This window comes from Streptomyces sp. SAT1 (assembly GCF_001654495.1).
GTDB classification, from domain to species: Bacteria; Actinomycetota; Actinomycetes; order Streptomycetales; family Streptomycetaceae; genus Streptomyces; species Streptomyces andamanensis.
On sequence record NZ_CP015849.1, the window covers coordinates 6,238,711 to 6,265,703 of the forward strand.

General features: G+C 71.7%; 24 protein-coding genes, 1 tRNA gene and 4 pseudogenes. 21 read left to right on the forward strand and 8 right to left on the reverse strand.

The window, feature by feature from the left end:
* The first annotated feature begins 219 nt into the window (after positions 1–219).
* Both A8713_RS26730 and A8713_RS26735 read left to right on the forward strand, forming a co-directional pair.
* Entirely contained in the window at positions 220–1,167 is a 948-nt protein-coding gene (locus A8713_RS26730; protein WP_064536162.1) for a beta-ketoacyl-ACP synthase III, read from the forward strand.
* A gap of 96 nt (positions 1,168–1,263) precedes the next feature.
* Positions 1,264–1,351, forward strand: a tRNA-Leu gene (locus tag A8713_RS26735).
* An 88-nt stretch (positions 1,352–1,439) separates the two neighbouring features.
* On the opposite strand, the gene A8713_RS26740 is transcribed toward A8713_RS26735, so the two are convergent.
* Entirely contained in the window at positions 1,440–1,922 is a 483-nt protein-coding gene (locus A8713_RS26740) for a hypothetical protein (RefSeq protein WP_064536164.1), read from the reverse strand.
* A 141-nt stretch (positions 1,923–2,063) separates the two neighbouring features.
* Here A8713_RS26740 and A8713_RS34560 point away from each other — a divergent pair, with 141 nt between their 5' ends.
* The 3 genes from A8713_RS34560 to A8713_RS26750 all read left to right on the forward strand — a co-directional run bounded on the left by A8713_RS34560 (position 2,064) and on the right by A8713_RS26750 (position 3,801).
* Positions 2,064–2,852: a transposase gene (locus tag A8713_RS34560; protein ID WP_250637214.1), complete on the forward strand. Its 789-nt coding sequence runs from the start codon at positions 2,064–2,066 to the stop codon at positions 2,850–2,852.
* Between the two features lie 65 nt (positions 2,853–2,917).
* Positions 2,918–3,313, forward strand: a complete 396-nt coding sequence (locus A8713_RS34565; protein ID WP_250637215.1) for a transposase — start codon at positions 2,918–2,920, stop codon at positions 3,311–3,313.
* Positions 3,310–3,801 (forward strand): hypothetical protein, encoded by a 492-nt coding sequence (locus A8713_RS26750; protein WP_064536167.1) that lies wholly within the window; start codon positions 3,310–3,312, stop codon positions 3,799–3,801. Before A8713_RS34565 ends, A8713_RS26750 begins: the two co-directional genes overlap by 4 nt.
* A 216-nt stretch (positions 3,802–4,017) precedes the next feature.
* Here the strand turns inward: A8713_RS26750 and A8713_RS32670 are convergent, their stop codons facing one another.
* A complete protein-coding gene (locus A8713_RS32670; protein ID WP_079159143.1) occupies positions 4,018–4,488 on the reverse strand; it encodes an NUDIX hydrolase in 471 nt (156 codons plus the stop codon).
* Positions 4,489–4,491: 3 nt separating this feature from the next.
* A pseudogene (locus A8713_RS26755) lies at positions 4,492–5,102 on the reverse strand (XRE family transcriptional regulator).
* Between the two features lie 397 nt (positions 5,103–5,499).
* On the opposite strand from A8713_RS26755, the gene A8713_RS33975 reads away from it, so the two are divergent.
* The 3 genes from A8713_RS33975 to A8713_RS34980 all read left to right on the forward strand — a co-directional run bounded on the left by A8713_RS33975 (position 5,500) and on the right by A8713_RS34980 (position 7,423).
* Entirely contained in the window at positions 5,500–6,126 is a 627-nt protein-coding gene (locus tag A8713_RS33975; RefSeq protein ID WP_216826782.1) for a hypothetical protein, read from the forward strand.
* A 103-nt stretch (positions 6,127–6,229) separates the two neighbouring features.
* Positions 6,230–6,439 (forward strand): DUF397 domain-containing protein, encoded by a 210-nt coding sequence (locus tag A8713_RS26765; RefSeq protein WP_064536171.1) that lies wholly within the window; start codon positions 6,230–6,232, stop codon positions 6,437–6,439.
* Between the two features lie 453 nt (positions 6,440–6,892).
* A complete protein-coding gene (locus A8713_RS34980; protein WP_443069749.1) occupies positions 6,893–7,423 on the forward strand; it encodes a Scr1 family TA system antitoxin-like transcriptional regulator in 531 nt (176 codons plus the stop codon).
* Between the two features lie 48 nt (positions 7,424–7,471).
* Here the strand turns inward: A8713_RS34980 and A8713_RS33675 are convergent, their stop codons facing one another.
* Together A8713_RS33675 and A8713_RS34985 are read right to left on the reverse strand one after the other, a co-directional pair.
* On the reverse strand, positions 7,472–7,660 hold the full coding sequence (locus A8713_RS33675) for a hypothetical protein (RefSeq protein ID WP_159393126.1): 189 nt from the start codon (positions 7,658–7,660) through the stop codon (positions 7,472–7,474).
* Positions 7,620–7,841 (reverse strand): annotated as a pseudogene (locus tag A8713_RS34985) (alcohol dehydrogenase catalytic domain-containing protein); the annotation flags it as partial. The gene A8713_RS33675 and the pseudogene A8713_RS34985, both read right to left, overlap by 41 nt.
* A gap of 176 nt (positions 7,842–8,017) precedes the next feature.
* Here A8713_RS34985 and A8713_RS26780 point away from each other — a divergent pair.
* Positions 8,018–8,587, forward strand: coding sequence for a TetR/AcrR family transcriptional regulator (locus tag A8713_RS26780; protein WP_064536173.1), 570 nt, complete (start codon positions 8,018–8,020; stop codon positions 8,585–8,587).
* A gap of 50 nt (positions 8,588–8,637) precedes the next feature.
* Here A8713_RS26780 and sigJ read toward each other — a convergent pair whose 3' ends face one another.
* Entirely contained in the window at positions 8,638–9,573 is a 936-nt protein-coding gene (gene sigJ, locus A8713_RS26785) for an RNA polymerase sigma factor SigJ (RefSeq protein ID WP_064536175.1), read from the reverse strand.
* 103 nt (positions 9,574–9,676) lie between these two features.
* On the opposite strand from sigJ, the gene A8713_RS26790 reads away from it, so the two are divergent.
* Positions 9,677–10,039 (forward strand): hypothetical protein, encoded by a 363-nt coding sequence (locus A8713_RS26790; RefSeq protein ID WP_018571800.1) that lies wholly within the window; start codon positions 9,677–9,679, stop codon positions 10,037–10,039.
* A 29-nt stretch (positions 10,040–10,068) separates the two neighbouring features.
* Here A8713_RS26790 and A8713_RS26795 read toward each other — a convergent pair whose 3' ends face one another.
* Positions 10,069–10,974, reverse strand: coding sequence for an N-formylglutamate amidohydrolase (locus tag A8713_RS26795; protein ID WP_064536177.1), 906 nt, complete (start codon positions 10,972–10,974; stop codon positions 10,069–10,071).
* A 356-nt stretch (positions 10,975–11,330) separates the two neighbouring features.
* Here A8713_RS26795 and A8713_RS26800 point away from each other — a divergent pair, with 356 nt between their 5' ends.
* The 7 genes and pseudogenes from A8713_RS26800 to A8713_RS26830 all read left to right on the forward strand — a co-directional run bounded on the left by A8713_RS26800 (position 11,331) and on the right by A8713_RS26830 (position 20,489).
* Positions 11,331–12,494 (forward strand): S1 family peptidase, encoded by a 1,164-nt coding sequence (locus tag A8713_RS26800; RefSeq protein ID WP_064536179.1) that lies wholly within the window; start codon positions 11,331–11,333, stop codon positions 12,492–12,494.
* Positions 12,495–12,586: 92 nt separating this feature from the next.
* Positions 12,587–12,871, forward strand: a pseudogene (locus A8713_RS26805) (phosphodiester glycosidase family protein); the annotation flags it as partial.
* 417 nt (positions 12,872–13,288) lie between these two features.
* Positions 13,289–15,372 (forward strand): annotated as a pseudogene (gene fusA, locus A8713_RS26810) (elongation factor G).
* Positions 15,373–15,909: 537 nt separating this feature from the next.
* Positions 15,910–17,226 (forward strand): ABC transporter substrate-binding protein, encoded by a 1,317-nt coding sequence (locus tag A8713_RS26815; RefSeq protein ID WP_064536183.1) that lies wholly within the window; start codon positions 15,910–15,912, stop codon positions 17,224–17,226.
* Positions 17,227–17,231: 5 nt separating this feature from the next.
* A complete protein-coding gene (locus A8713_RS26820) occupies positions 17,232–18,239 on the forward strand; it encodes a carbohydrate ABC transporter permease (RefSeq protein WP_064537735.1) in 1,008 nt (335 codons plus the stop codon).
* 16 nt (positions 18,240–18,255) lie between these two features.
* Positions 18,256–19,095 (forward strand): carbohydrate ABC transporter permease, encoded by an 840-nt coding sequence (locus A8713_RS26825; RefSeq protein WP_018571807.1) that lies wholly within the window; start codon positions 18,256–18,258, stop codon positions 19,093–19,095.
* A 29-nt stretch (positions 19,096–19,124) separates the two neighbouring features.
* A complete protein-coding gene (locus tag A8713_RS26830) occupies positions 19,125–20,489 on the forward strand; it encodes a GH1 family beta-glucosidase (RefSeq protein ID WP_064536185.1) in 1,365 nt (454 codons plus the stop codon).
* Positions 20,490–20,586: 97 nt separating this feature from the next.
* On the opposite strand, the gene A8713_RS26835 is transcribed toward A8713_RS26830, so the two are convergent.
* On the reverse strand, positions 20,587–21,402 hold the full coding sequence (locus tag A8713_RS26835; protein ID WP_064536187.1) for an SAM-dependent methyltransferase: 816 nt from the start codon (positions 21,400–21,402) through the stop codon (positions 20,587–20,589).
* A 157-nt stretch (positions 21,403–21,559) separates the two neighbouring features.
* Here A8713_RS26835 and A8713_RS26840 point away from each other — a divergent pair, with 157 nt between their 5' ends.
* The 4 genes from A8713_RS26840 (at position 21,560) to A8713_RS26855 (ending at position 26,943) form a co-directional block, all read left to right on the forward strand.
* Positions 21,560–22,093: a GNAT family N-acetyltransferase gene (locus tag A8713_RS26840; protein WP_079159145.1), complete on the forward strand. Its 534-nt coding sequence runs from the start codon at positions 21,560–21,562 to the stop codon at positions 22,091–22,093.
* Between the two features lie 111 nt (positions 22,094–22,204).
* Complete coding sequence (locus A8713_RS26845; RefSeq protein WP_064536191.1) at positions 22,205–23,710, forward strand: ABC transporter substrate-binding protein; 1,506 nt, start codon at positions 22,205–22,207, stop codon at positions 23,708–23,710.
* 3 nt (positions 23,711–23,713) lie between these two features.
* Positions 23,714–25,705, forward strand: a complete 1,992-nt coding sequence (locus A8713_RS26850; RefSeq protein WP_079159146.1) for an ABC transporter permease subunit — start codon at positions 23,714–23,716, stop codon at positions 25,703–25,705.
* On the forward strand, positions 25,702–26,943 hold the full coding sequence (locus A8713_RS26855; RefSeq protein ID WP_064536193.1) for an MDR family MFS transporter: 1,242 nt from the start codon (positions 25,702–25,704) through the stop codon (positions 26,941–26,943). Before A8713_RS26850 ends, A8713_RS26855 begins: the two co-directional genes overlap by 4 nt.
* The last annotated feature ends 50 nt before the right edge of the window (positions 26,944–26,993 follow it).

Below are 26,993 nucleotides of genomic sequence, written 5' to 3' on the forward strand. Positions count from 1 at the left end.
CCCCCGGGACGGGCGGCGGAACCCGGCGACCTCTGACGGAAGCCCACAAGCGGGGCCCGGGATTCCTGTGCCTTCGCCCTCCGCCGTACCCGTGAGTCACCGAACAGACTGGTGCCTCGACCGCGATCCGTGGGGAACCGCCGGACGCATCCAGGGGGCGTCCCCGGGGTGCGGCCACGGCAGGACCACCACGCACGGCAACGAGGGGACCGCCCACCCATGAACGGCTCACGCATCACCGCCGTAGGCCACTGCCGGCCCGCCCAGGTGCTCACCAACGACGATCTGGCGGCCATGGTGGACACCAGTGACGAGTGGATCACCAGCCGTGTCGGCATCCGCACCCGGCACATCGCGGGACCCGACGAACCGGTCGACGAACTGGCGGCGCACGCCGCGGCCAAGGCGCTGGCGGCGGCGGGCCGCACGCCCGACGACATCGACCTGGTCCTGGTCGCCACCTCCACGGCCGTGGACCGCTCGCCCAACACCGCGGCCCGCGTCGCGGCCCGCCTCGGCATCCCGGGCCCGGCGGTGATCGACGTCAACGTGGTCTGCGCCGGGTTCACCCACGCCCTGGCCACCGCGGACCACACCGTGCGCGCCGGGGCCGCGCACCGCGCCCTGGTCATCGGCGCCGACAAGATGTCCGCGGTGACCGACTGGACCGACCGCACGACCTGTGTCCTGGTCGGCGACGGGGCCGGCGCCGCCGTGGTCGAGGCGTGCGCCCCGGGTGAGAGCGCGGGCATCGGACCGGTGCTGTGGGGCTCGGTGCCCGAGATGGGGCACGCGGTACGGATCGAGGGCACGCCCCCGCGGTTCGCGCAGGAGGGGCAGAGCGTCTACCGGTGGGCCACCACCCAGCTGCCGCCGCTGGCCCGGCGCACCTGCGAACGCGCGGGCGTCGCCCCCGAGGACCTGGCTGCGGTCGTCCTGCACCAGGCCAACCTGCGCATCATCGAACCCCTCGCCGCCAGGCTCGGCGCGGTCAACGCGGTGATCGCCCGCGATGTCTCCGAGTCCGGGAACACCTCGGCCGCGAGCATCCCCCTGGCCCTGTCCAGACTGGTCGAACGGGGCGAGGTGGGCACGGGCGACCCCGTACTCCTCTTCGGCTTCGGCGGCAACCTCTCCTACGCGGGCCAGGTCGTCCGCTGCCCCTGATCCGCGCACCGAATACGCAGGTGAAACGCACTCCGAAACCTTGGTATGGTTGTCCATGTCGCCGCGGGGAACACCCCACCGAGCGACAGACACCTGGTCCGGGTGGCGGAATGGCAGACGCGCTAGCTTGAGGTGCTAGTGCCCTTTATCGGGCGTGGGGGTTCAAGTCCCCCCTCGGACACCAGCAGAAACCCCAGTTGATCTGGGGTTTTTCTGTTTCTCAGACTGTGGCGTGACCAACCACGTGACCAACAGCCGAGCGAATCTCCTGGTCAGACCAGGGATGACAGGCCGAGTCGGCCCGCTCCGGAAGCGGCCAGCCGCCGCGCTCCGTCCTTACGTGAGTGCCCGTACCTGGCCATGGTGTAGCCCGGCGAGTGGTGCCGGACGTTGGCGGAGATCTCTACGGGGTTCTCCCCGGCCTCCAGGTCGTTCGTGACCTTGCTGTGCCTCCAGTCGTGGATACGGAAGTCTTCCGGCAGGTGCAGACGGCTCCGGAGGGTGCGCCACCGAGCCGACATCTTTTCGGGGTCCTGCGGGCCCCCTGCCTCGCCCCGGTAGAGCTTGAAGCCGTCCCGAGCGAACACCAGGTCGTGATCCACCCACGCGGAGCCGAGACGCGCCCGTTCGGCGTCTTGGCGCTGCTTCTGCCCCTCCAGGACATTGATCACGGACTGATCCACATGGATCACCGCGTTGTCGTCGCCGTCCTTGGTCAGCTTCCGCAGCCGGTAGGTGTTGCCTTCCTCGACCACGACCCAGCCCAGTTCGATGGGAGCAATGCTCAGGACTTGTGGATCGGTTTCGGGAGGGCACGCGGAGGACGTACCTTCCCGAATGATCCGTAAGGTCTCCGAGCAGGCCCGCGTTGCAGCGCGGGTCGGGAAGGCACGCCCGTGCTCAGCGTAGTCACCGACGCCGGCTCCACCCAGTCCGGCTCCCTGATCGACGAGATCGTCCGAGAGAGCGCCCGCCGGATGCTGGCCGCCGCACTGGAGGCGGAAGTCAGCCAGTACATAGCCGAGTTGGCCGCCGAGACCGACGAGCAAGGCCGACGTCTCTTGTTCGAAACGGCCATCACCGGTCTCGCACCGTGGTCACTGCGGCCGGGCCCAGTCGAGGTCACCGCGCCCCGCATCAACGACCGTCGGGTTGATGAGGCCACCGGCGAACGCAAACGGTTCTCCTCGAAGATCCTGGCCCCATGGTGCCGCAAGCCGTCGAAGATCACCGAGGTCCTGCCGCTGCTCTACGTGCACGGACTGCCCTCCGGCGACTTCGTGCCCGCGCTGGAGCAGTTCCTCGGCGGCACCGCCGGGCTTTCACCGGCGACCGTGACCAGGCTGACGAAGCAGTGGAGCGACGACCACGCCGCCTTCCAGGAGCGTGACCTGTCCGACCGCGACTTTGTCTACGTCTGGGCCGACGGCGTCCACCCGAAAGTCCGGCTCGGGCAGGCGCACTCGTGCGTCCTGGTCCTGCTCGGCGTCGGCCTGGACGGCACCAAGGAGCTGATCGCCCTGGCTGAGGGCCTGCGGGACTCCACCGAGTCGTGGGCCGACCTGTTGCGAGACTGCCGCCGGCGCGGCAAGCGCGACCCCGAGCTGGTGGTCGGGGACGGTGCAATGGGCCTTTGGCGGGCGCTCGCCGAGGTGTTCCCGGCCGCACGGCCGCACAGGTGCTAGGTTCACAAATCCCGCAACGTCACCAACTGTCTGCCCAAGTCAGCGCAGCCGGCGCCCTGAAGGCGATGCAGGAGATCTGCAACGCCGAAGACCGCGGCCACGCCGAGAAGGCGATCGAGGCTTTCGCGAGAACTTACGGCGCGAAGTTCCCCAAGGCCGTCGCGAAGATCACCGAGGACCGGGACGAGCTGCTCGCTTTCTACGACTTTCCCGCCGAGCACTGGATCCACCTGCGGACCACGAACCCGATCGAGTCAACGTTCTCCACGGTCAAGCTCCGCACCAAGGTCACCCGCGGCGCTGGCAGCCCTGCGGCGGCCCTCGCTATGGTGTTCAAGCTGGTTGAGTCCACCCGGACGCGATGGCGCGCGGTCACCGGTGCCCGCCTGGTGTCCCTGGTCCGCGCCGGTGCCAGCTTCGAGAACGGTGTCCTGGTCGAGCGCGAGGAGCAGGTCGCATGAACGTCCACGACATCCTGCAGAACCCTGACGAGCACGTCCGCTTCGCGGCCTACCTCGACAAGCTGCAGCAGGTCGCCGAGGTGGACGAGGTCGACTTGGTCCGCCGCGTGCTCACCGATCCGGACCGGACGATGGCCAAGTCCGCCGTGCTGCGGCACCTGGACCGTCGAGCCGCCGGCCTCTACGCCTGTCCCGCTTACGAGGAGTGGGCGCAGGCGATGACCCAGGCCACGATCGACCACTCCTTCCTGGCTCAGCGCCTGCGGGAGTGGTCACTCTTCCGCGCCGTCACGCTCAAGCTGCCCTGGCAGCCGGACGACCTGCTCGCGTCATCCAACTGGCTCCAGCTCAAGACAGCCGCCGGGACGAACACCGAGGCCATCGAGATCCTCGCCGAAGCCGGCCGCACCAAGCGGATCCGGAACACCGCCAGGACCAGCCTCAACCACCGCAGCGAGAGCTGGAACCAGCTCACCCACAACTCTTGACTATTGCTCCGCGGAAGCGGAGAGCGTGAGCAGAACCGAGGAACGGTCGTCCGCCTGGACGCCTACCGCCCGGAGCCGAGACGGGTACCGGAGCCTGCATCGGAACCGAAGCGGCCCGTATCGCTCGAAGGGAACCCGTTCCGCGCACTGCATTAATAAGTCTCTAGAAAGCTAAGCCCCACCCACCTCCGTGGATGGGGCTTGATTATCCATATGCTACCCCAGATACGGACTCGGACGATTCTCCAGGAAGTGTCGAATCCTTAGTTTCTGCGTGTGATGCATCGGTAGCGTATTAATTTCTTCAGGGTCAACAAAGCGAATTTCTGTTGACTCGTCAGAGATTTCCGAGTGTCCACCGACGATTCGCGCAGTGAAGCATACATTGAACTGACGTCTCACTTCGCCGTCGCTGTACGCGATGATGTGGCGAGGGTCTGTGTACGTGCCGACAAGCCCGGTGATCTCGACGTCATACCCGGTTTCTTCTTTCACCTCTCGTACTGCCGCACCGGGGAGCGAATCACTTATATCCATTCCACCTCCTGGCAGTGCCCAAAGGCTATTATCCCTTCGGCGTTGCAGGAGGATTTTCCCCTTATGGTCAGTAACCACAGCAGAAGCCGCCACGACCAGACTATTTGGCTTGGGCGCCTCGGGGTCGTTGTAGTATTCGGTACGGGCCAATTCTTAACCTTCCTGGACCGGCGACGCTTCGTTCCACACGCAGTTGAAGCTGTCCGCGTAGGTGTCGAACATGCCGCCGTCGCCATTGCGTCGCAGGTGCCACACTGGCGCTCCGTACGCGTTCACGCCGAATACATGAGCGTTGACCGGTAGCTGATCACCGGCGCGGTAAAGGCTGTTGTACAGGGTGGTGCCATGCGTTCGTACCTCAACCCAAGGGATTCCGAGCAGCGTTCGGTAGTGCATGAGGGCGAGTCGACAGCGCGATTCGATGCCGTGGCCGAACTTCTCTTCCTGTCCACGCCGTTGTACGTTCTCGCTGTCTGCATCTCCTACTGTAATCCGAACTGCGCAACCCTCGGAGGCTCGTTCGTGTAGTAGATCATTTAGACGCGGATATGCCTCATGCGGAAATACGGCAGCGTAGACCAGGACATCAATACGTTCCCGCGCTTGCGTGAACAGGTCAATGAACGTGGAAACGGGAAGACTTGCCCGATTGTCATACAGCGCCACCAGCTCTGGGCTCACCGCTTGACCCAACGCTCTGCTGACTTCGGATCGACTTCAACCTTGTCCGCGAGCCTCTCGTGAGTCCAGCCCCCCGCTGCCATAGCGGTTCGTAGTCGCTCGTTCTGCACTCGACCCCTCCTGGAACACCCTTGGGGTGTTCTAGCCCCGTGGTTCCAGCGTCCCTTGGTAGCCGTCGATCCTTACGAGATGAGACGAACCCCCGCGACGCGCGAACGTCCGGGGGCGTGGTCACCAACCATCAAGGGGTTGACGACAGTGCCCAACGCTACAGCCCAACCGCCTGAGAGGCGCCAGCGGACGGGGGAGACGCCAACGCGCTTCAGGGCGAGTACTCGACCTACGCGCCCAAGGGCGAGAAGTGCCGCAAGTGCCACCGGCCGTTCGCCAGTCTTGAGATGGTGCGGCGTGTTCAGTCGGCTGGTAAGTCCGCCAACCGTCCCTACGTGCATGTCGGATGTGTCGAGACGGGGGCGAGTGATGGCGGTCACCCGAGACCACATTGGTCGGCTGGTCACGAACGGGATCAGCACCGGTGTTCTCCAGGAGATCATCAAGGATTGGGAGGACCCGGCGACTGCCCCTGGTGAACGCCTCAGGCAGACGGTTGCATTCGTCCGCCCGTCCGCTGGAGGGCGTGAGTGGCTTGCACCGCCCTCCCAGTTGAGCCCGGTGAGTGGGGGGCTTTCGATGACCTACCGATGCACTGTCGAGATCGAGTTGGACGGTGACGTTCGAGCCTTCGCAGCACAGATCCCTACCCCGCATACGGACATCGAATGGACGTCGTTCGACACGCTTCAGTGCATGGTCGAGGACGTGCCGCACGAGCACCATGCGGCGTTTCTCCGTACGGGAGCGAGGACCGACCCGGACACGGACGTCTACGTGTGCTGGCGAGACGGCGTGTGCAAGCAGTGGCTCGAAGACATCGAGTGCTGCATGAACAGGCCGAATCCCCTGGGAACCGGCTGCACCATCTTCGAGGACCACCCCGGCCGCTGCGAGTGGCAGTACATCGATCCGGCACAGGTGGCCGCTCAAGCGATGGCTGACCGACTAATCAAGGAATGGGGCCTGTCGCGCTTGTTCAGGTCTCGTGAGTGACAACCCCTGAACTCCCGCTACCGGTCCGCTGTCACGCCTGGAGCGGGTTGTATGACGGTGCGGGGACCGTATCCCCGAAGCAGCATGGCGAAGGGACGGGCACATGACCGCAGTTCCCGCGTTCGAGTTCCGCACGTCTACGGCGTGCACCTACAACAACAGCGACCCGCGCTGTGTCGAGGTGGCGACCAACGTTCCCGGCAAGGTCGCTGTCCGCAACTCCGTGACCGGTGAGACGGTCGAGTTCACGGCCGTCGAGTGGACTGACTTCCTCACCGGTGCCAAGGTGGGCGAGTTCGACGTCACGGCGTAGGGAGTCCTCATGGGGCAGTGTCCGCAGTGCGGTGGCAGTGCAGAGCCCGACCCGGAGCACTCCGGGGTGCTGTGGTGCCTGTCGTGCTGGCACGTCTGGACGCCACCCCGTGAACGATCCTGTCCCGGTTACCGGCCCGCGCTGATCACTGCACTTCGCAGGCTGGACGAGTGCCGGGACCTACGTCGCTGATCCGCCCCACGCTCCGCCCCCCGTCGTGTGCCTCCCCCGTGGCGCACTGCGGGGGCTTCCCGCTGCTCAGAGCGGGTTGGACACGTGACCAACGCATGACCAACAGCGGCCACGAACGGGCAGAAACAGCAGGTGAGGGTGGCCAACCCTCGCAGCCTAGAAGAGGGCTCAGAGGATGTGTTTCCCCAGGTCAGCGAACTGAAGGGCTGGTGCCCGAGTGGAGAGATCAAGTCCCCCCTCGGACACCAGTAGAAACCCCAGTTGATCTGGGGTTTTCTGTTTTCCGGCTACGGCGCGACCGGCGGCGTGACGCACAGCGAAGGGAGTTTCAGGTCAGACCTGGCGGGACGACAGGGAGCCCGGCGAGTGGTGCCGGACGCCGGCGGAGACCGCATCGACAGAAACAGTCGTGGAACCGTTGCCGACCGAGCCCGAGCCTGGATCGGGCGGCAGAGGGATCCGTTCCTCTCACTGCTCCGGCTGATCGGACAAACCAAGGAACGCCCCTGCCCGACGGCACGGTTCGGCCACCTGCTCGGGGCCAAGGATCTTCAGAACGTCGCCGTGGGCATCGTGCCGTTCTCGGAGCGACGCACCGTGTGGCCCATGCCGACCTTTACTGTCTTCGACGACACCAGGGTGCACGCGGACACGCTGGATGCCGCTTCCACCCTCACGCAGCCCAGCCAGGTTGAGCTAAACGCCCGAGCCTTCGAGCGGCTTGCACAGGGGGTCGCACGGGGAGCTGCGGCGCGGTCGCTGATAGCTGATGCGCCGGCCTCCCTGGGCTGAGTGGGCGTGCTTGTGGACGGGCAGGCGTTCCCGGCCGGCCCCCGCTCGTCACCGCACCCTGATGACGATCTTGCCGCGTGCGTGGTCCGTGGCGCTGGCGTCCTGGGCGGCGGCGGTGTCCGCGAGGGGAACGGTGAGGCGGTCCTGGTCGGCGAGGCCGGCGGCGACGGGCAGTCCGACCCAGCCCGGTGATGTGCACCTCGTTGACCGTCCCGGCGGCGTCCATGCCGGGGACATGGGGGAGGCCCAGGGGGACGGCGTCCCGCAGCATGCCGGAACGCAGGTACCAGCCGGCGGGGGTGACGCCGGTGGCGTGCGCGGCGATACGGGCCTGGCCGGGTCCGGCGTGCGGCTCCCCGACGTCCTCGACGCGGAGGACGTCGGAGCCGCCGTAGCGGTGGTAACGCACGGCAGACATGGGCGATCTCCCGACCCCGATGACCCGATGACCCGATGACCGATGGACCCGATGGACCCGGTGGATCCGATGGATCCGATGGACAGGTGGCGCTCGCGCTCCCTGTGCGGCGACCGTAGTGCTAACCGTTAGCGTTTAGAAACCGTTGCTCCTTCGGATTTGGTAGTGTCAGCGCCATGACCGTGCCGACCGGACGCCGCGAACGCAAGAAGGCCGCCACCCGCCAGAAGATCGCCGACACCGCCCTGCGGCTCTTCCTGGAACGCGGGTACGACGCGGTGGGCATCCGCGACGTGGCCGCCGAGGCCGACGTGGCCGTCACCACGCTCTTCTCCCACTTCGCCTCCAAAGAGGCCCTGGTGTTCGAGCAGGACGCCGACTTCGAGCAGCGCCTCCAGCAGGCCGTCACCGACCGCGCACCGGACGAACCGCTGATCCCCGCACTGCGCCGCGAGGTCCACGCCATGGTCCGGCACTGCACGGCGGAGGGGTCCGCCCCGATCTACCGCATGATCGACGAGTCGCGTGCGCTGCGGGAGTACGAGGAGTCGATGCGGCTGCGGCACGCGGACGCGCTGGCGGCGGCCATCGCCGCCGACCCCGGCCTGAACCGGTCCGCGATGGCCTGCCGGACGATCGCGAGGTTCGTGATCGACGCCTATGCGCTGGCCCGCGAGGCGGCCGACCCGCAGGCCGCCCTGGACGAGATCTTCCGGATGATCGAGGCCGCGTGGGAAGCCGCCTGACCGCCTGAGGGCGGTGCGGGGGCGCGGTCGGTCCCGGCTGGGGGAGCCGCTCAGTCGGCCTCGGCCCACGGCCGCAGCTTCTCCGGGTTGCGGACGGCCCAGATGCGGGTGACGTGTCCGTCGTGGACGTCGAACGCGGCGACGGTCAGGACGACGCCCGCCCGCCGGGCCACCAGGCCGGGCGTGCCGTTGACGGAGCGTTCCAGGAGTTCGAGCCCCGGGGCCCGGTCGGCGATGGCGATCATGTACTGGGCGATGCGGGCGCCGCCCTCGACCGGGTGCAGGGCGGCACCGGCCACGCCGCCGCCGTCGGCGGTCATCACGGCGGCCGGGTCGAGCAGGCCCACGAGAGCCGTCATGTCCTTGGCCTGCCACGCCTCCTTGACCTGCCGTACCGCCTCGGCCCGTACCGCCTCGGCCCGTACCGCCTCGGCCCGGTCGGCGGCCGTCGCCGGCGGCCGGGCGGCGCGCACCCGGCGGCGCCCCGAGGCCGCCAGCTGCTTGCACGCCGCGGGCGTGCGGCCGACGATGCGGGCGATCTCGGCGAAGGGGTAGCGGAAGACGTCGTGCAGGACGAACGCCACCCGCTCGGCCGGCGTCATCGACTCCAGGACGACCAGGAAGGCCATGGTCACCGACTCGTCCAGGACCAGCTGGTCGGCGGGGTCGGCGGGGCCGGTGCCGCGACCGGCCCACTCGGTGCGGTCGGGCAGGGGATCGGGCAGCCACGCGCCGACGTAGCGTTCGCGCCGGGCCCGCGCCGAGCCGAGCACGTCCAGGCAGACGCGGCCGGTCACCGTCGTCAGCCAGGCGCCGGGGGAGGCGATCTCCTCCTGCCTGCTCCGCGGCAGCGCGTACCAGCGTGTGTACGCCTCCTGCACGGCGTCCTCGGCCTCGGTCAGCGAACCGAGCAACCGGTAGGCCACATTGATCAGTTGGGCCCGCTCACCGGCCGCCCCGCCGATGCCCGTACCAGCTCTCCCCATGCCCCGCCGCCTCCTCGCCTTACCTTTCGCGGGCCCGCGTCGTCGGGTTGGTGAGACCCTATCGATCTACTGCCCCCCGGGGCGGAAAAGGGGGGACCGTCACATGGCCACCCAGGCGACGGCACGACACGGCATCTCGTTCCTGCGGTTCGCGATCGCCGTGCAGACCCTGACCATCTTTCTGCAAGCGGTCTCCGCCGGACTGCTGCTGACCGCGTCCTACGGCGAGACGCTGCACAGCGTCGGCGCCCGGGTCATGTACGGGGCGTCGATGCTGTACGTGCTCGCGGCGATACTGGCCTGGAAGCCGGGCGGCGGCTCGACGCGGCCCATCTGGCAGGCGACCGGGTTCCTCGTCCTGGCCTCCGTCCAGGTCGTCCTCGGGATCGCGCACGTGCCGTCGGTCCATCTGCCCCTCGGCGTCGCGATGTTCGGGCTGAGCGTCCTGGCGCTGAGCAAGCGCTGAGCAGGCGCTGAGCAGGCGCCGAGCCGCTCTCAGAGCGCGCCCGCCGCGTCGACGAGCCGGGCCAGGGCCGCGCCGAGCGCCTCCACGCCGGAGGCGTCGGCCGGGCCGCCCGGTTCGCTCATGTACACGTCCCGCCGGATCTCGATCATCAGCGCGGCGACCCGCCGATCGGTCCCGTAGTACCTCAGCGGTACGTACGTGCCCCGGAAGGGAGTGTCGATCCCGATCCCGCCGCCCCGACCGCCGAGGCCGTCCCGGCCGTCGAGGCCACCGCGATCGCCGCCGTTCCCGTCCGCCGCTCCCGGGGCGTCTCCCGGCTCCGCGAATTCCGCGAAGGCGCGCTCGGCCCGGCCCAGCAGTTCGGCGGACGTGTGGAAACCGTCGCTGCCCAGGCAGATCGCGGGCCGCGGACCGTCGCCGTGCAGTTCGTAGGGGAGCCGTGCGGTCGGGTACGAGTGCACGTCGATGATCACCGCCCGGCCCACGGCCGCCAGCCGCTCGGCGACCGCGTCGGTCATGGCGGCGGCGTACGGCCGGAAGTACCGCTCGACGAGCGGGCGTCCGTCGTACGCGTCCGGGCGCAGCGGCGCCCCGTGCGTGGTCCGCGTGTACACCGCGCCCATGCCGACCGACAGCATCTCCTCGCGTTCGTCGGGGAACCGCTCGGGGTCGGTCACCAGGCGCGAGAGCCGGTTCACGAACCGCCAGGGGCGCACGGCGCAGCGCGCCGCCGCGGCCGCCGCGATCTCCTCGGTGTGGGCGTCGGTGATGTGGTCCAGCTCGCGGGCGAGGGCCGCGTCGTCCAGCGTGATGCCGCGCCGTACGTCCGCCGGGACGACCCGTGAGGAGTGCGGGACGTGGAGGATGACGGGGGAGTCGGGCGCGCCGGGAAGGTACGCGAAGGAGGGCCGCGCCGACGTCTCGCTGCTGTGCACTGCCGCCGCCTTCGCGTGTTCGCTCTCCCGTACGTCCGTGTGACCGGCCGTTCCCGCCTCCCGCCGTCAAGGATCGTACGCCGTAAGGATCGTACGGCGTACGGACCGAGCCGGTGCCGCACCGCGGAGCCTGGACCCCGCGCACCGTCCTGAACCCCTCTCCCCGAGACACCTCCCCGCCGCAATCCGCATCCGCATCCGTACTTGGCATGGACCTGATCTATCCGCGCCGCTACCCTCTCCCGTGCACCACCTTTGAGAGCGCTCTCACTCCCCGCATGCCCTTCCGCTCCACCCCCACCGTCACCGGGGCGGGTGCCCCGTCGTGACCGGAACGACGAAAGGCAGCAAGTCACATGAGACGCACGACAGTTCTGCGCGCCGCCCTGTCCGCGGCGCTCCTCCTGACGGTCGGCGCGGGTCTGGCCGGTGGTCAGGCGACCGCCGCCACCCCGTCGTCGGCCGGCTCGGGCGCGGCGGCCGACGCCCCCGCTTCCGCGGCCCTCGTCACCGCCCTCCAGCACGACCTGCATCTGACGAAGTCCCAGGCCACCGCACGGCTCGCCGCCGAGGCCACGGCGCGCACCGTCGAGCAGGCGGCACGCAAGGCCGCCGGACCGGCGTACGGCGGCTCGTGGTTCGACGCGCGGCGCGACACGCTCGTGGTCGCCCTCACCGACGACACCCACCGCGCCGCCGTCGAGGCGACCGGCGCCCAGGTCACCCGTGTCCGCCACACCGAACAACAACTGGACGCCACAAAGGCGAAGTTGGACAAGCTCAAGGCACCCGAGGGCGTGAGCAGCTGGCACGTCGATCCGCGCTCCAGCTCGGTCGCCGTCACCGTGGTCTCGTCGCACCGGGGCGACAACGATGTCAAGGTGTTCCTCGACCGGGCCCGCGCCGCCGGTCCCGTGACCGTGAGCGAGACCGCGCAGGCCCCGCGCACCCTGGCCGCCGGGACCGTGGGCGGCGACCCGTACTACACGGGCAACGTCCGCTGCTCCATCGGCTTCTCGGTGTACGGCGGCTTCGTCACCGCCGGGCACTGCGGGCATCCCAGCATGGGCGTCAACGGCTGGGACGGCTCGTACATCGGCACCTTCCAGGGCTCCTCGTTCCCCGACAACGACTACGCCTGGGTCAGCGTGGGCAGCGGCTGGTGGACCGTGCCGGTCGTCCTCGGCTGGGGCACCGTCTCCGACCAGCTGGTCCGCGGCTCGGCCGAGGCACCCATCGGCGCGTCGATCTGCCGCTCCGGCTCCACGTCGCACTGGCACTGCGGCACCGTCCTCGCCAAGAACGAGACCGTCAACTACAGCGAGGGCGCCGTCCATCAGATGACCAAGACCAACGTCTGCGCCGAACCGGGCGACTCCGGCGGCTCGTTCATCAGCGGCGACCAGGCCCAGGGTGTCACCTCCGGCGGCTGGGGCAACTGCAGCTCGGGCGGCGAGACCTGGTACCAGCCGGTCAACGAGATCCTCGGGCGGTACGGGCTGACGCTGCACACGGCGTGAGGCGCTGCCACCCCGTCCGGCCGGGCGCCCGCGCGCCGCGGGACATGACATGACGTGTGGTGCCGTACCGGCCGTACTCCGGCCGGTACGGCACTGTGCCGGGTGTGGTCGCGCACGGCCGCGACCTGGGCGGGGGGCCAGAAGGGGCCTTTCCGAGGACCTGCTGCGCGGATGGACGCAGCATCGCCGCACTCGGACTCAGTATCACCGAGGGCGCCGCGCTCGCCAGGGTGCTCGGGCTGCGCGACGCGGCCGGCCTCGACGGCGGCGGCTCGACCACGACGGCCGTCGGCGGCGCCGTGCTCGACGATCCGTCCGACGCCGCCGGCGAACGCCCGGTGGATGACGCCCTGTTGATCCTGCCGCGCCGGGACTGACCCCGCCCGGATCCGGTCGGCCGGACGCGGAAAATGCCATGCCCCGTGTCCCGGCCTTGCCTAGACTCCGTCACGCCGCACAACGCGGCGCACCGCACCGCACCGCACAACGCGGCGCACCGCACACAGCGCACCGCGCGACACACTGCGCACCGCGCCGCACCGAGGGGAGCCGATGATGCGTGACCGTACCGCTGTCGTCGTCGTTCCCCCGTCCCGGTCCCAGGTGATCCTGGTGTCCCGGGGTCTCCGGTACCCGCTGCGCGGCCGGTACCGGATGCCCGTCACCAGGATCTGACCGCTCCCGCTCCAGCGCCCCCCGTCCCGGCCGTCCGCCGGTGCGGGGTGGCCGCCGGGAGTGTCCTCGTGCGGGAATCGCGCCGCCCTTCTCCGGATCATCCCGAAAGGCCATGGGCCGTGCGCAGCACCGAGAACCCTCTCACGACCGTCCGCAACATCGGCATCCTTGCCCACGTCGACGCGGGCAAGACCACCGTCACCGAGCGGATCCTGTACGCCGCCGGCGCCACCCACAGGCGGGGCGAGGTGCACGACGGCACCACCGTCACCGACTTCGACCCGCAGGAGCGCGAGCGGGGCATCACCATCTCCTCGGCCGCGGTGAGCTGCGCGTGGCGGGGGCACCGGTTCAATCTGATCGACACCCCCGGGCACGTCGACTTCGCCGACGAGGTGGAGCGCTCGCTGCGGGTGCTGGACGGGGCCGTCGCGGTGTTCGACGCCGTCGCCGGGGTGGAGCCGCAGAGCGAGTCCGTGTGGCGGCAGGCGGACCGGCACGGGGTGCCGCGGATCGCGTTCGTGAACAAGATGGACCGGGCCGGCGCCGACCTCGACGCGGCCGTGGCCTCCCTGCGCGAGCGGCTGCACCCGGCCCCGCTGGTCGTGCAGTCGCCCATCGGCTCGGAGGGCGGGTTCCGCGGTGTCGTGGACCTGGTGCGCATGCGCGCCCTCGTCTGGGACGACGACGGTGTCCCGCTCGACGCCGTACCTGTCCCGGAGCCGCTGCGCGCGGCGGCCGAGGCCCGGCGCCGGGTCCTGGAGGAGGCGGTGGCCGAGCTCCATCCCGCCGCGCTGGAGGAGTTCTGCGCCCGGGACACGCTGAGCGTGTCCACCCTCACGGCCGCGCTGCGCGAGCTGACCCGTACCGGCGACGGCGTCGTCGTGCTGTGCGGCTCCGCCTACCGCAACCGGGGGATCGAGCCCCTGCTCGACGCCGTCGCCGCCTGTCTGCCCTCGCCGCTCGACGTCCCCGCCGTACGGGGCGCGTACGACGGCGCGGAGCAGGAGCGGTCGGCCGACCCGGAAGCTCCGTTCGCCGCGCTCGCCTTCAAGGTGACCGCCACCCCGAGCGGCCGGCTGACCTGGCTGCGGGTCTATTCGGGCACTCTGGAGAAGGGAACCGCCGTGTGGGACGCCACCGCGCGCCGCACCGAACGCGTCGGACGGATCCTGCGGATGCGGGCCGACCGGCAGACGCCGCTCGACCGGGCGTCCGCGGGCGACATCGTCGCCGTGACCGGGCTGAAGGGCGCCCGCGCCGGTACCACCCTGTGCCGTCCGGACGCGCCGCTCCTGCTCGAACCGCCCGGCACCGCCGAGCCCGTGGTCTCGGTGGCCGTCGAGGCGTGCCGGAGCACCGACACCGACCGGCTGGCCGCGGCGCTCGCCCGGCTCACCGAGGAGGATCCCTCGCTGGTCGTGCGCGGTGACCCCGAGACCGGCCAGCGAGTGCTGTCGGGCCGGGGCGAACTGCACCTGGAGGTGGCGGCGGAGCGGCTGCGCCGGACGTACGGCGTCGAGGTCCGCACCGGACGGCCGCGGGTGGCGCTGCGGGAGACCGTGGTGCGGGGCGTGACGGGAGCGGTGTTCCGGCACGTCAAACAGGACGGCGGCGCCGGGCAGTTCGCGCACGTGGTGCTGGACGTCGAGCCGGCCGGCGGCGAGGGCGGCGAGAACGGCCCGGGTGCCGGGGACTTCGCCTTCCGGTCCGCCGTGATCGGGGGGCGCGTACCGCAGGAGTACGTCCGCGCGGTCGAGGCCGGATGCCGTGACGCCCTGACCCAAGGGCCCCTGGGCGGACACCCGGTGACCGGGCTGCGGGTCACGCTGACCGACGGCGCCACACATGTGAAGGACTCCTCGGAGGCGGCCTTCCGCACGGCGGGGCGGCTCGGTCTGCGGGAGGCGCTGCGGGCGTGCGGGATGCGGCTGCTGGAGCCGGTCGCCGCGGTGACGGTGACCGTTCCGGAGGAGGCCGTGGGCGGGGTGCTGGGCGATCTGGCCGCACGGCGCGGACGGGTGTCCGGGCAGACCGTGCGCGCGGGGACGGCGGTGGTCACCGCCGTCGTGCCGCTGGCCGAGCTGTTCGGGTACGCGACCCGGCTGCGCGGCCGTACCCGGGGCCGGGGACCTTCACCACCCGGCCCGCCGGGTACGCCCCCGCCCCGGGCACCGCCACGCCCGCTTCCGCGACTGTGTGAGGGCTGAGGGGGTTGAGGGCTGAGCGTTAAGGGTTGAGGGCCGGCTCACCGGGCGCCTTACGGCGGCCGGTGAGCCGGCCCTCACCGTCACCACCCCCTTCCACCCGGCCCACCCGGCCGGGCGGAAGGGGACAGAGAGGCGCGCGCCACCAGACCCGCGGCCCCGCCCCGCCCCGCCCCCGCTTCAGGAAGTGAACACCCGCCGCGAACGCCCCCTTCTCCCCACTTCCCGGCGGGAGTTGACCACACCCCCACCGCACGCCGTACGTCCGCCTTTCGAGAGGCCGCCGATATCCAACCGTTGTACTGACCCCGTACGCCCTCGCGCCGCAGGTCAGCCGGGTGGGCCGGGCTCCTGCCCCCGGGTGCGCCGGTCCGCACCGGCCCCGCCTGCCGATCCACTGCTGCCGGATCCCTTGACGAACCTTTCCGGGAGGGTTTAACTCACGTCCTAAATTAAGCCCTGAGGTAGTCGTTCGGAAGTCGAACGGAGGACGCCCTCGGGCCTCGACTCCCGGAAAGGGACACCCAGGAGCCATGCGCAGCATCCGAGCCGCGGCCGTAGGCGCCGTCACCCTGTCTCTCGCCCTTGCCGCCTCGGCCTGCGGAGGCGGTTCGTCGACGGGCGGCGGGTCCAACGACTCGCCCAAGACGCTGACGTACTGGGCCTCCAACCAGGGCGCCAGCATCGAGGTCGACAAGAAGGTCCTCCAGCCCGAACTCGACAAGTTCGAGAAGCAGACGGGCATCAAGGTGAAACTGGAGGTCGTGCCCTGGTCGGACCTGCTGAACCGGATCCTGACCGCGACCACCTCCGGGCAGGGGCCCGACGTCCTCAACATCGGCAACACCTGGAGCGCCTCCCTCCAGGCGACCGGCGCGCTGCTGCCGTGGGACGACACGAACTTCGCCAAGATCGGCGGCAAGGACCGCTTCGTCGACTCCGCGCTCGGCTCGACCGGCGTCCAGGGCAAGGACCCGGCGGCCGTACCGCTGTACTCGCTGGCCTACGCCCTCTACTACAACAAGCAGATCTTCGCCGACGCCGGTATCGCCAAGCCGCCCGCCACCTGGGACGAACTGGTCGCCGACGGACAGAAGATCCAGGCCAGGGGCAAGCAGGTGCTCGGCGCCGAGGGCTCCAACGTGTCGGAGAACATCCACCACGTCTTCGTCCTCGCCAAGCAGCACGGCGCCGACTTCTTCACCGCCGACGGCAAGCCCGACTTCACCAGCGACGGAGTCGTCGCGGCCGTCAAGCAGTACGTCGACCTGATGGCGAAGGACAAGGCCATCCCGCCCGGCGACGCCGAGTACGCGCAGAACCAGTCGGTCAGCGACTTCGCCAAGGGCCGGACCGCCATGCTGCTGTGGCAGACGGCCTCCGCCAACCTCAAGTCCCAGGGGATGAGCGAGGACGCCTACGGGGTCGCGCCCGTGCCCGTGCGGTCCGGCACCCCGGGCACCGGCACCCAGGTCAACTCGATGGTCGCCGGCATCAACGTCGCCGTCTTCAAGAACACCCACAACCTCGACGGCGCCGCGCAGTTCGTGAAGTTCCTGACCGGCGACGAGGAGCAGAAGATCCTCAACAAGGCGTACAGCTCCATCCCGCCGGTCAAGTCGGCCCAGTCGGACCCGGCGTTCAGCACCACGGCCAACGCGGTGCTGAAGAACACCCTCGCCACCAGCGCCGCCGCGCTGCCCCAGGTGGCCGCCGAGTCCCAGTTCGAGACGACGGTCGGCACGGCCGTCAAGGAGCTGTTCGCCGACGCGGCGGCCGGCCGCGCGGTGACCACCGACTCGGTGAAGGCCAAGCTCCGGAAGGCCCAGCAGCAGATGCCGGCGAAGTGAGCACGATGACCACGACCACCGTCTCCGGCGACCCGGGCGCGCCCACCGCCGCGCCCGGGAAGTCCCCCGGCGCGGCGGCGCCCGGCCCGCGCCGCCGCGCCGGGTGGATCCGCCGGGTCTCCCTGCCCTATCTGCTCCTGCTGCCCGCGCTCGTCCTCGAACTCCTGGTCCACCTGGTGCCGATGGTCATCGGCATCGTCATGAGCTTCAAACAGCTCACCCAGTTCTACATCCGCGACTGGGGCACCGCCCCCTGGTCCGGCTTCGACAACTACAAGGTGTCGGTGGACTTCGACGCCCCCATCGGCGAGGCGCTGCTCCACTCCTTCGCCGTCACCGTCGGCTTCACCCTGCTCTCGGTCGGCCTGTGCTGGCTGATCGGCACCGCCGCCGCGATCTGCATGCAGGACAGCTTCCGCGGCCGCGGCCTGCTGCGCGCGCTGTTCCTGGTGCCGTACGCGCTGCCGGTCTACGCGGCCGTCATCACCTGGGTGTTCATGTTCCAGCACGACAACGGCCTGGTGAACCATGTCCTGCACGACCAGCTGCACCTGACCGACAAGCCGTCCTTCTGGCTCATCGGCGACAACAGCTTCGTCGCCCTGCTGGTCGTGTCGGTGTGGAAGGGCTGGCCGTTCGCCTTCCTCATCGTCATGGCCGGACTCCAGAACATCCCCAAGGAGCTGTACGAGGCGGCGGCGCTGGACGGCGCGGGCCAGTGGCAGCAACTGCGCCGGATCACCCTGCCCTCGCTGCGCCCGGTCAACCAGGTTCTGGTGCTGGTGCTGTTCCTGTGGACGTTCAACGACTTCAACACGCCGTACGTGCTGTTCGGGCGGGCCGCGCCCGAGGCGGCCGACCTCATCTCGGTCCACATCTACCAGGCGTCCTTCGTCAGCTGGGACTTCGGCACCGGCTCGGCCATGTCCGTACTGCTGCTGCTCTTCCTGCTGGTCGTCACCGGCACCTATCTGGCGATCACCTCACGCGGACGGAAGGCGGCCGATGTCTGACATCCCACGGTCCCCGATGGCGCCGCCCCGCTCCTTCACCTGGTCGCGGCGCGTCTTCCTCACCCTGCTGACCGGCTTCGTCCTGGTGCCGGTCTACGTGATGGTCTCCAGCTCGCTCAAACCGCTGGCGGACGTCACCGGGAAGTTCCGCTGGCTGCCCAGCGGGCTGACCTTCCGCCCGTACATCGACATCTGGTCGACCGTGCCGCTCGCGAAGTACTTCGTGAACTCGCTGGTCGTGGCCGGTGCCGCGACGGTCTGCTCGGTGGTGATCGCGGTCTTCGCCGCGTACGCCGTCAGCCGCTACGCCTTCCACGGCAAGCGCGTCTTCACGGTCACCGTGCTGTCCACGCAGATGTTCCCGGGCATCCTCTTCCTGCTGCCGCTGTTCCTGCTGTACGTCAACATCGGCAACGCCACCGGCATCGCCCTGTTCGGCTCGCGCGGCGGCCTGATCCTCACCTATCTCACCTTCTCGCTGCCGTTCTCGATCTGGATGCTCATCGGGTACTTCGACTCGGTGCCGCGCGACCTGGACGAGGCGGCCCTGGTGGACGGCTGCGGCCCGCTCGGCGCACTCTTCCGCGTCGTCGTCCCGGCCGCGATCCCCGGCATCGTCGCCGTCGCCGTCTACGCCTTCATGACCGCCTGGGGCGAGGTGCTGTTCGCCTCCGTCATGACCAACGACACCACCCGCACGCTCGCCGTGGGCCTCCAGGGCTACTCCACGCAGAACAACGTCTACTGGAACCAGATCATGGCCGCCTCGCTCGTCGTGAGCGTCCCGGTGGTCGCCGGATTCCTGCTCCTCCAGCGCTATCTCGTCGCCGGACTGACGGCGGGAGCCGTCAAGTGACCGGCCACCGTCCTACCGAAAGGGCTTCCGTGTCCGACGCCATCGACCTCGCCGCGCTCCCGCACGACTTCCTGTGGGGCACGGCCACCTCGGCCTACCAGATCGAGGGCGCCGTCGCCGAGGACGGCCGCTCGCCGTCCATCTGGGACACCTTCTCGCACACCCCCGGGAAGGTCGACAACGACGACCACGGCGATGTCGCCTGCGACCACTACCACCGCTGGCGCGAGGACATCGACCTGATGCGCCGCCTGGGCACGAACGCCTACCGGCTCTCCGTCGCCTGGCCGCGCGTCGTGCCCGGCGGCGACGGCCCGGTCAACGCCAAGGGGCTCGCCTTCTACGACGAGCTGGTCGACGCCCTGCTGGAGGCGGGCATCACGCCCTCCGTCACCCTCTACCACTGGGACCTGCCGCAGGTGCTCCAGGACCGCGGCGGCTGGCCCGAGCGCGCCACCGCCGAGCACTTCGCGGCGTACGCGGGGGTGGTCGCCGACCGCCTCGGTGACCGCGTCACGCACTGGACCACGCTGAACGAGCCCTCCTGCTCCGCCTGGATCGGTCATCTGGAGGGCAGGATGGCGCCCGGTCTGACCGATCTGACGGCGGCCGTCCGCGCCTCCTACCACCTGCTCCTCGGGCACGGCCTGGCCGCGCAGGCGGTCCGCGCCGCCGCACCGGACGCGCGGGTCGGCATCGTCAACAACCTCTCCACCGTCTTCCCCGCCAGCGACCGGCCCGAGGACCTGGCCGCCGCCCGCCGCCACGACGGGCACGTCAACCGCTGGTGGCTCGACCCGGTGCACGGCCGCGGCTTCCCCGCCGACATGCGCGAGGTCTACGGCGTCGAGCTGCCCGAGCGCCCCGGCGACGCGGAGACCATCGCCGCCCCGCTGGACTGGGTCGGGCTGAACTACTACTTCCCGGCGACGGTCGCCGACGACCCGGACGGGCCGGTGCCGTACGCCCGCGCCGTGCGCCTGCCCGACGTGCCGCGCACCGGCATGGACTGGGAGATCGACGCGAGCGGCATCGAGACGCTGCTGCTGCGCCTCACCGACGAGTACGGCGCCCGCAAGATCCATGTCACCGAGAACGGCTCGTCGTTCCCGGACACGGTCGGCCCGGACGGCACCGTCGACGACACCGGACGCCAGGACTACCTGGTGCGGCATCTGGCCGCCTGCGCCTCCGCCGCCCGCAAGGGCGCCCCGCTGGCGGGCTACTTCGCCTGGTCGCTGCTGGACAACTTCGAGTGGGCGTACGGCTACGACAAGCGCTTCGGCCTCGTCCACGTCGACTACCGGACCCAGGTCCGCACGGTCAAGGGCAGCGGCCACCGGTACGCGGAGATCGTCCGGGCGCACCGGGAAGGGGGCCGCAGGGCGGCGTAGCGGCACGCCGGTGCAGGGGGCGGGAGCGGGGCGCACCGGCGGACGCGGCGCGGGGGGCCGTGTCCGCCGGTGCGTGCGCCGCGGTCCGCCGGGCCGCTCAGCGGTCCTTGCGGGCCACCGCCCCGTAGATGCCGATCGGCGGGGCGCCGGCCTCCGGTGCCTCGTCGGGGCGCCAGTCCGTGACCTTGACCAGGCCCGGTTCGACCAGTGTGAAGTCGCCGAAGAAGTCCAGCACGCGGGCGTGCGGGCGCAGGTTCAGGGAGGCGGTGGCGCGCCGGTAGACGGCCGCCGCGTCCTCCCGCCGGTCCTCGTGGATGTCGCCGGTGGCGTGCGAGAGGACCAGGTAGGAGCCGACGGGCAGCGCGTCGCGCAGGGTGGCGAGGACGGCGTCGGGGTCGTCGGCGTCCGCGAGGAAGTGCACGACGGCCACCAGCAGCAGCGCCACCGGTTCGCCGAAGTCGATGACCCGGCGCACCTCGGGGTGGTCCAGCAGGGCCTGCGGCTCGCGCAGGTCGGCCAGGACCACCGAGGTGCCGGTGCCGTCCAGCAGGGCCATCGAGTGGGTGCTGACGATCGGGTCGTTGTCGACGTACGCGATCCGTGTGCCCGGGGCGACGGCGTGCGCGATCTGGTGCACATTGGGCTCGGTGGGCAGGCCGGTGCCCACGTCGAGGATCTGCCGCACCCCGCCCTCGGCGACGACGTACCGGACGGCGCGGTGCATGAAGTGCCGGTTGGCGAGGACACCGGCCCGCACCTCGGGGGCCGCCTTCATGAACTGCTCGGCGGCCTCCTGGTCGACCTGGTAGTTGTCCTTCCCGCCCAGGAAGTAGTCGTACATCCGTGCGGGATGCGGCTTGCTGGTGTCTATCTCGTACGCGGGGGCGCCGCCGCCGCTGCTCGGGGAGGTCATCGCTGCCTGGCTCCGTCCTGGACTCGCGTCCCGCCACCACCTGCACCGTGGTGAGTGACTGTCAGAACATCATCTTGGCACGCCGTGGCCGGTGTCCGTGCCTGTCCGCCCCTGCCCCCCTGCGTTCCGCTCGTCCCTTAATGCATATGATGTGCAGGTGCGTGACTACCTCATCCGGCCCGCGACCCCCGACGACGTCGAGGGCGCCCGAGCGGTGATGCTCGACACCGTGTACCGCGACTTCGGCACCGGCTACGTGCCCCGCTGGCACGGCGACATCATCGACCCGGCCGCCGCCTACCTCGCCCCCGCCCGGCACACCCTGCTGGTCGCGGTCGACGAGGCCGCCGGCGAGGTCGTCGCCACCGCCGCGCTCGACGCGCGCGGGCCCGCGCACCCGCCCAACCCGCGCCACCTCGCCGAACGCTATCCCTCCGGCGAGACCGCGCAGCTGCGCCGCGTCTACGTCCGCCCCGGGCACCGCAGGCGCGGCCTGGCCCGGCGGCTCGTCGGGGAGCTGCTCGCCTTCGCCGCCGCCGACGGCGGCTACCGCTCCGTCTATCTGCACACCGACCCCGCCGTGCCCGGCGCCGAGCCGTTCTGGCGTTCGCTCGGCAAGGCCGTGCACGACGAGCGCCAGGACCCGGGCGGCGGCCAGGGCATCGTGCACTTCGAGGTCCCGCTGGTGTGACGCCCGCGGCCGGGCGGTCCGCGGCCGGGCGGCCGGGGGCGGGGGATTGATGGAAACCATTTTCATGTAGCCTGTCGGCTCAGCGCCCAGACAAGATCCAGAACGAGGACCATGCCCCACCGTCGCCCCCGGCTGCTCGCCGCTCTCCTGCTGGCCCCGCTCCTGTCCGCCTGCTTCGCCTCCGGCGGCGGCGAAGCGCAGGGCGGATCCGCCGACACCGCGGCCGGGTCCCGCCTGCGGGTCGCCCTCGCCTTCCCGCCCGCCGAGAACCTCTCGCCCTACGGCGCGGACGCCACCATCCTCAGCAGGCTCGGTGTCACCGAGGGCCTGACCGCGCTCGACGCCAACGGCGCCGCCGCCCCCGCGCTCGCCCAGTCCTGGCGCCGCCAGGACGAGCACACCTGGCTGTTCACCCTGCGCGAGGCCACCTTCCAGGACGGGACCGACGTCACCGCCGCCGCTGTCGCCGCCTCCCTGACCCACGCCATCCGGGCCAAGCCCGCCCCCGCCGCCCTGTCCGGCGTCACCGTCGGCGCCAAGGCGGAGGGCGCCCGCACCCTGCGCGTCACGACCGGCTCCTCCGACCCCGTGCTGCCGCTGCGGCTGTCCAGCCCCAGCCTCGCCGTGCTCTCCACCAAGGCGTACGCCGCCAAGGACGGCCGGGTGAACCCGGTCGGCACCGGCACCGGGCCCTTCACGCTCGCCAAGGTCGAGGGCAGCACCTCCGCCCGGCTCGACCGGTTCGACGACTACTGGGGCGGCCGCGCCCAGTCCGCCGGGATCGACGCCCGCTTCATCGCCGACGGCACCGCGCGCGCCAACGCGCTGCGCACCGGCCAGGTCGACATCGCCGAGGCCGTCCCCGTCGCCCAGGCCGCCACCCTGGAGGCGGCCACCCGCCGCGAGACCGCCACCACCCGCACCACCAGCCTGCTCCTCAACAGCGCCGCCGGACCCTTCAAGGACCCGAAGCTGCGCGCCGCCGCCCGCGCCGCCGTGGACCCCGCCGCCCTGGCACACGGCGTCTACGAGAACCACGCCGACGCCGGCGCCGGGATCTACGGCCCCGCCGTCACCTGGGCCGCGGGCAAGCGCACACAGCCGGTGGGCAGGGCGGCGGCCGGCGCACCGCACGGCACCGCCGTCACCCTCGCCACCTACGACAACCGCCCCGAGCTGCCCGAGGTCGCCCAGGTGCTCAAGCAGCAGTTGGAGAAGGCCGGGTTCAAGGTCGAACTGGTCGTACGGGAGTACTCACGGCTGGAGACCGACGCGCTCGCGGGCAGGTTCGACGGGGTCGTCCTCGCCCGCAACACCCTCGTCGACACCGGCGACCCCGTCGCCGTGCTCGCCAGCGACTACACCTGCAAGGGCGGCTACAACCTGGCGCGGCTGTGCGACCGGGCCGTGGACGAGGCCGTGGCCGACGCCGAGGGCGTCGGTGAGGACGGCAAGCGCCAGGACGCCGCGATGGCCGCCGAGGCGCGCATCCTCGGCACCGACGCCGTGGTCCCGCTGGTCCACCAGCGCGTCATCACCGGCGTCGGCACCTCGGTCAAGGGCGTCCTCCTCGACCCGTACGAGCGCGTCCTCGTCGGCACCGGCACCCGCCGCTGAACCATGGCAGCGACGACCACGCCGGACGGCCGCGCGGGCAGCCCTCCGCAGGACCGTTCCGCCCGGCGCCCGGGGGAGCGCGCGGCGGCCCGGCCGCGCGGGCGCCGGGGCGGACGTGCGGCCGCCGCGGGCGCCGTGCTGTGGCGGTTCGCCGTCGCCGCCGCCCTGCTGTGCGGCATCGGCCTGCTGCCCTGGCTGACCCGCACCGACCCGGCGCTCACCGTGCTCAAGGCCCGCTCGGCGGACCGCGACCCCACCCCCGAGGTACTGGCCGACATCCGGGCCGGGCTCGGCCTGGACGACGGCCCGCTGCGGCTGCTCGCCCACTGGCTCGGCGGGCTGCCGCGCGGGGACGCCGGACGGTCCTGGCTGTCCGGGCAGGCGGTCACGCCCGCCGTGCTCCAGGCCCTGGGCGCCTCCCTGCTCCTGATGGCGGTGGCGCTCGCCGTCGCCGCCGCCACCGCCGCGCTGGTGTGCGCCCCCGTCCTGCGCCGGGGCGCCCGCGGCCGCCCGGCCGGCCGGACCGGCGGCACCCCCTCCGCGATGCTCGCCGCGCTGCCCGAGTTCCTCACCGCCTCCGTGCTCGCCACCGTCGTCGGCGTCCAGCTCGGCTGGCTGCCCGCGCTCGGCTGGTACGGGCCCCGCTGGACCGTGCTGCCCGCGCTCGCCCTCGGTCTGCCCGCCGGGGCCGTGCTCGGACGGCTGCTGGGCGACCTGCTGCCCGGCGCGTTCGCCGAACCCTGGGCGCGGGCCGCCGCCGCCCGCGGAGTCCCCGGCCGCCGGATCGCCCGGCACGCCGTGCACCGCTGCCTGCCCGCGCTGCTGCCCAACCTCGGGCTGTTCGCCGTCGGACTGACCGGCGGCGCCGTCGCCGTCGAGCAGATCTTCGACATCCCCGGACTCGGCCGCACCACGCTCCAGGCGGCCCTCGCCCAGGACCTGCCCGTGCTCCAGGCGGGCACCCTCGTCCTCGTCCTGCTCGGAGCCGCCGCCTCCCTGGCCGCCCGCCTCGCCGCCCGCCCGCTCACCGGCCCCGCCCTGCGCGACGGCGCCCTGCCCACCCTGCACCCGCCCCGGCCGCCCGCCCGCCGGGCCCTGCCGCTCCTGCACGGCGCGCTGCTCCTCGCCGTCGTCCTCGCCGGGCTGCCCCGCGACCCGCTCGCCCTCGACACCACCGCCCGGCTGCGCGCCCCCTCGCCCGGACACCCCTTCGGCACCGACGCGCTCGGCCGCGACCTGTTCGCCCGCGTCGCGCACGGCGCCCTGCACGCCGTGCTCCTCGCCCTCGCGATCAGCGCGGCCTGCCTGCTCGCCGGTGTGCTGCTCGGCCTGCTGCCCCGGCTGTCCGGACCGCTCGTCGACACCGTCAACGCCGTACCGCCCGTCCTCGCCGCGCTGCTCACCACCGCCGTCTGGGGCAGCGGACCGGCCACCCCCGCGCTCGCCGTGACCGCCGTCGCCTGGGCACCGCTGGCCGCCCACACCTCCGCGCTGCTGCGCCAGGAACGCGCCGCCCAGCACCTCGCCGCGCCCCGGGGACTCGGCGCGAACCGCCGCCACCTGCTGCGCCGCCACCTCCTGCCCGCCGTACTGCCCTCCGTCACCCGGCACGCCCTGCTCCGGCTGCCCGGCGTCGCCCTCGCCCTCGCCGCGCTGGGCTTCCTCGGCCTCGGCGCCCAGCCGCCGTCCCCCGAATGGGGCCTGCTGCTCGCCGAGAACCAGCCCTACGCCGAACGCGCCCCCTGGGCCGTGCTCGCCCCCGCCGCCGTCCTCGCCCTGCTGGGCGCCCTCGCGGTGACGGCGGCCGGGGGGATCGGGACCTCGCCCCGCACCGGCGGCGGACGGCTCCGGACGCGCTTCTCCCGGTCACCGGTCCCGGCGGACGCGGGGGACGCGGCGGACATCGTGGCCACGGCGGACGCGGCGGACATCGTGGCCGTGGCGGACACGGCGGACATCGTGGCCGTGGCGGACACGGAGGCGGCGCGCCGGTGACCGCGCAGCCGCCCACCACGACGACCGCGTCCCCCGCAGCGCAACGGGCTCCGCTCCCGCCGCTGCTGCGCCTGCTGATCTGGACGCAGCTCGCCTTCAACATCGGTTTCTTCGCCGTGCTGCCCTTCCTCGCCGAACATCTGGGGCAGGGCGTCGGCATGGCGGGCTGGCTGGTCGGACTGGTGCTGGGGCTGCGGACCTTCAGCCAGCAGGGACTGTTCGTCGTCGCCGGCATCCTCACCGACCGCTTCGGTGTCCGGCCCGTCGTCCTCGGCGGCTGTGTGCTGCGCATCGCCGGGTTCGCCTGGCTCGCCCACGCGCAGGGCACCTGGTCGGTCATCGGCGCGGTCCTGCTCATCGGCTTCGCCGCCGCGCTGTTCTCGCCCGCCGTCGAGTCGGAGGTCGTACGGCAGGCCGTGGCCTGGGAGGCGGCGGGCGGCGGCCCCCGCACCCGCGTCCTGGCGTTGTTCGCGGCGTCCGGGCAGGCCGGGGCGTTCGCCGGACCGCTGCTGGGCGCGCTGCTGCTCGCGGTGGACTTCCGCACCGCCTGCCTGGCCGGTGCGGGCGTCTTCGTCCTCGTCCTCGCCGGGCACGCCCGGCTGCTGCCCCAGCACCTCCCCGGCCGCACCCGCACCCGGGCGCGCGGCGGCCTCACCGTCCTGCTGCGCAACCGCCGCTTCCTGGCCCTGTGCTGTGCGTACGGCACCTGCCTGCTCGCCTACAACCAGCTCTATCTGGCCCTGCCCGCCGAGGTGCAGCGGGTGACCGGCTCCCAGACGGCGCTGGCCTGGCTGTTCGCGCTGTCCTCCCTGCTCGCCGTGACCGTGCAACTGCCCCTCACCCGCTGGACGGGGGAACGGCTCGGCCCGCGCCGCACCATGGCGGCGGGGCTGCTGCTGACCGGTGCCGCCTTCGCGCTGGTCGCGGTGGGCCGTCCGGCCGCCGCCACGGGCAGCGGCCCGGCCGGACTGCTGCCCGCCGCCGGTTTCGTCGTCCTGCTCACCCTGGGCCAGCTGACCGTCGCGCCGGTCGCCCGCGCCTGGGTGCCCGACCTGGCCGAAGAGGGCCGGCTCGGCCTCTACACCGGCGCCCTGTCCTCGGTCTCCGGCCTGATCGTGCTCCTCGGCAGCGCCACGAGCGGCCGCCTCCTCGACTCCCCGCTGCCACCGGCCGTCCCCTGGCTGGCCCTGGCCGCCGTACCCGTCGCGGCGATCGGTCTCCTGCCCCGACGGGACTGAGCCACCCGGTGGCGGGCGAGATCCGGCGCCGCCCCCGGAGCCCGCGGCAC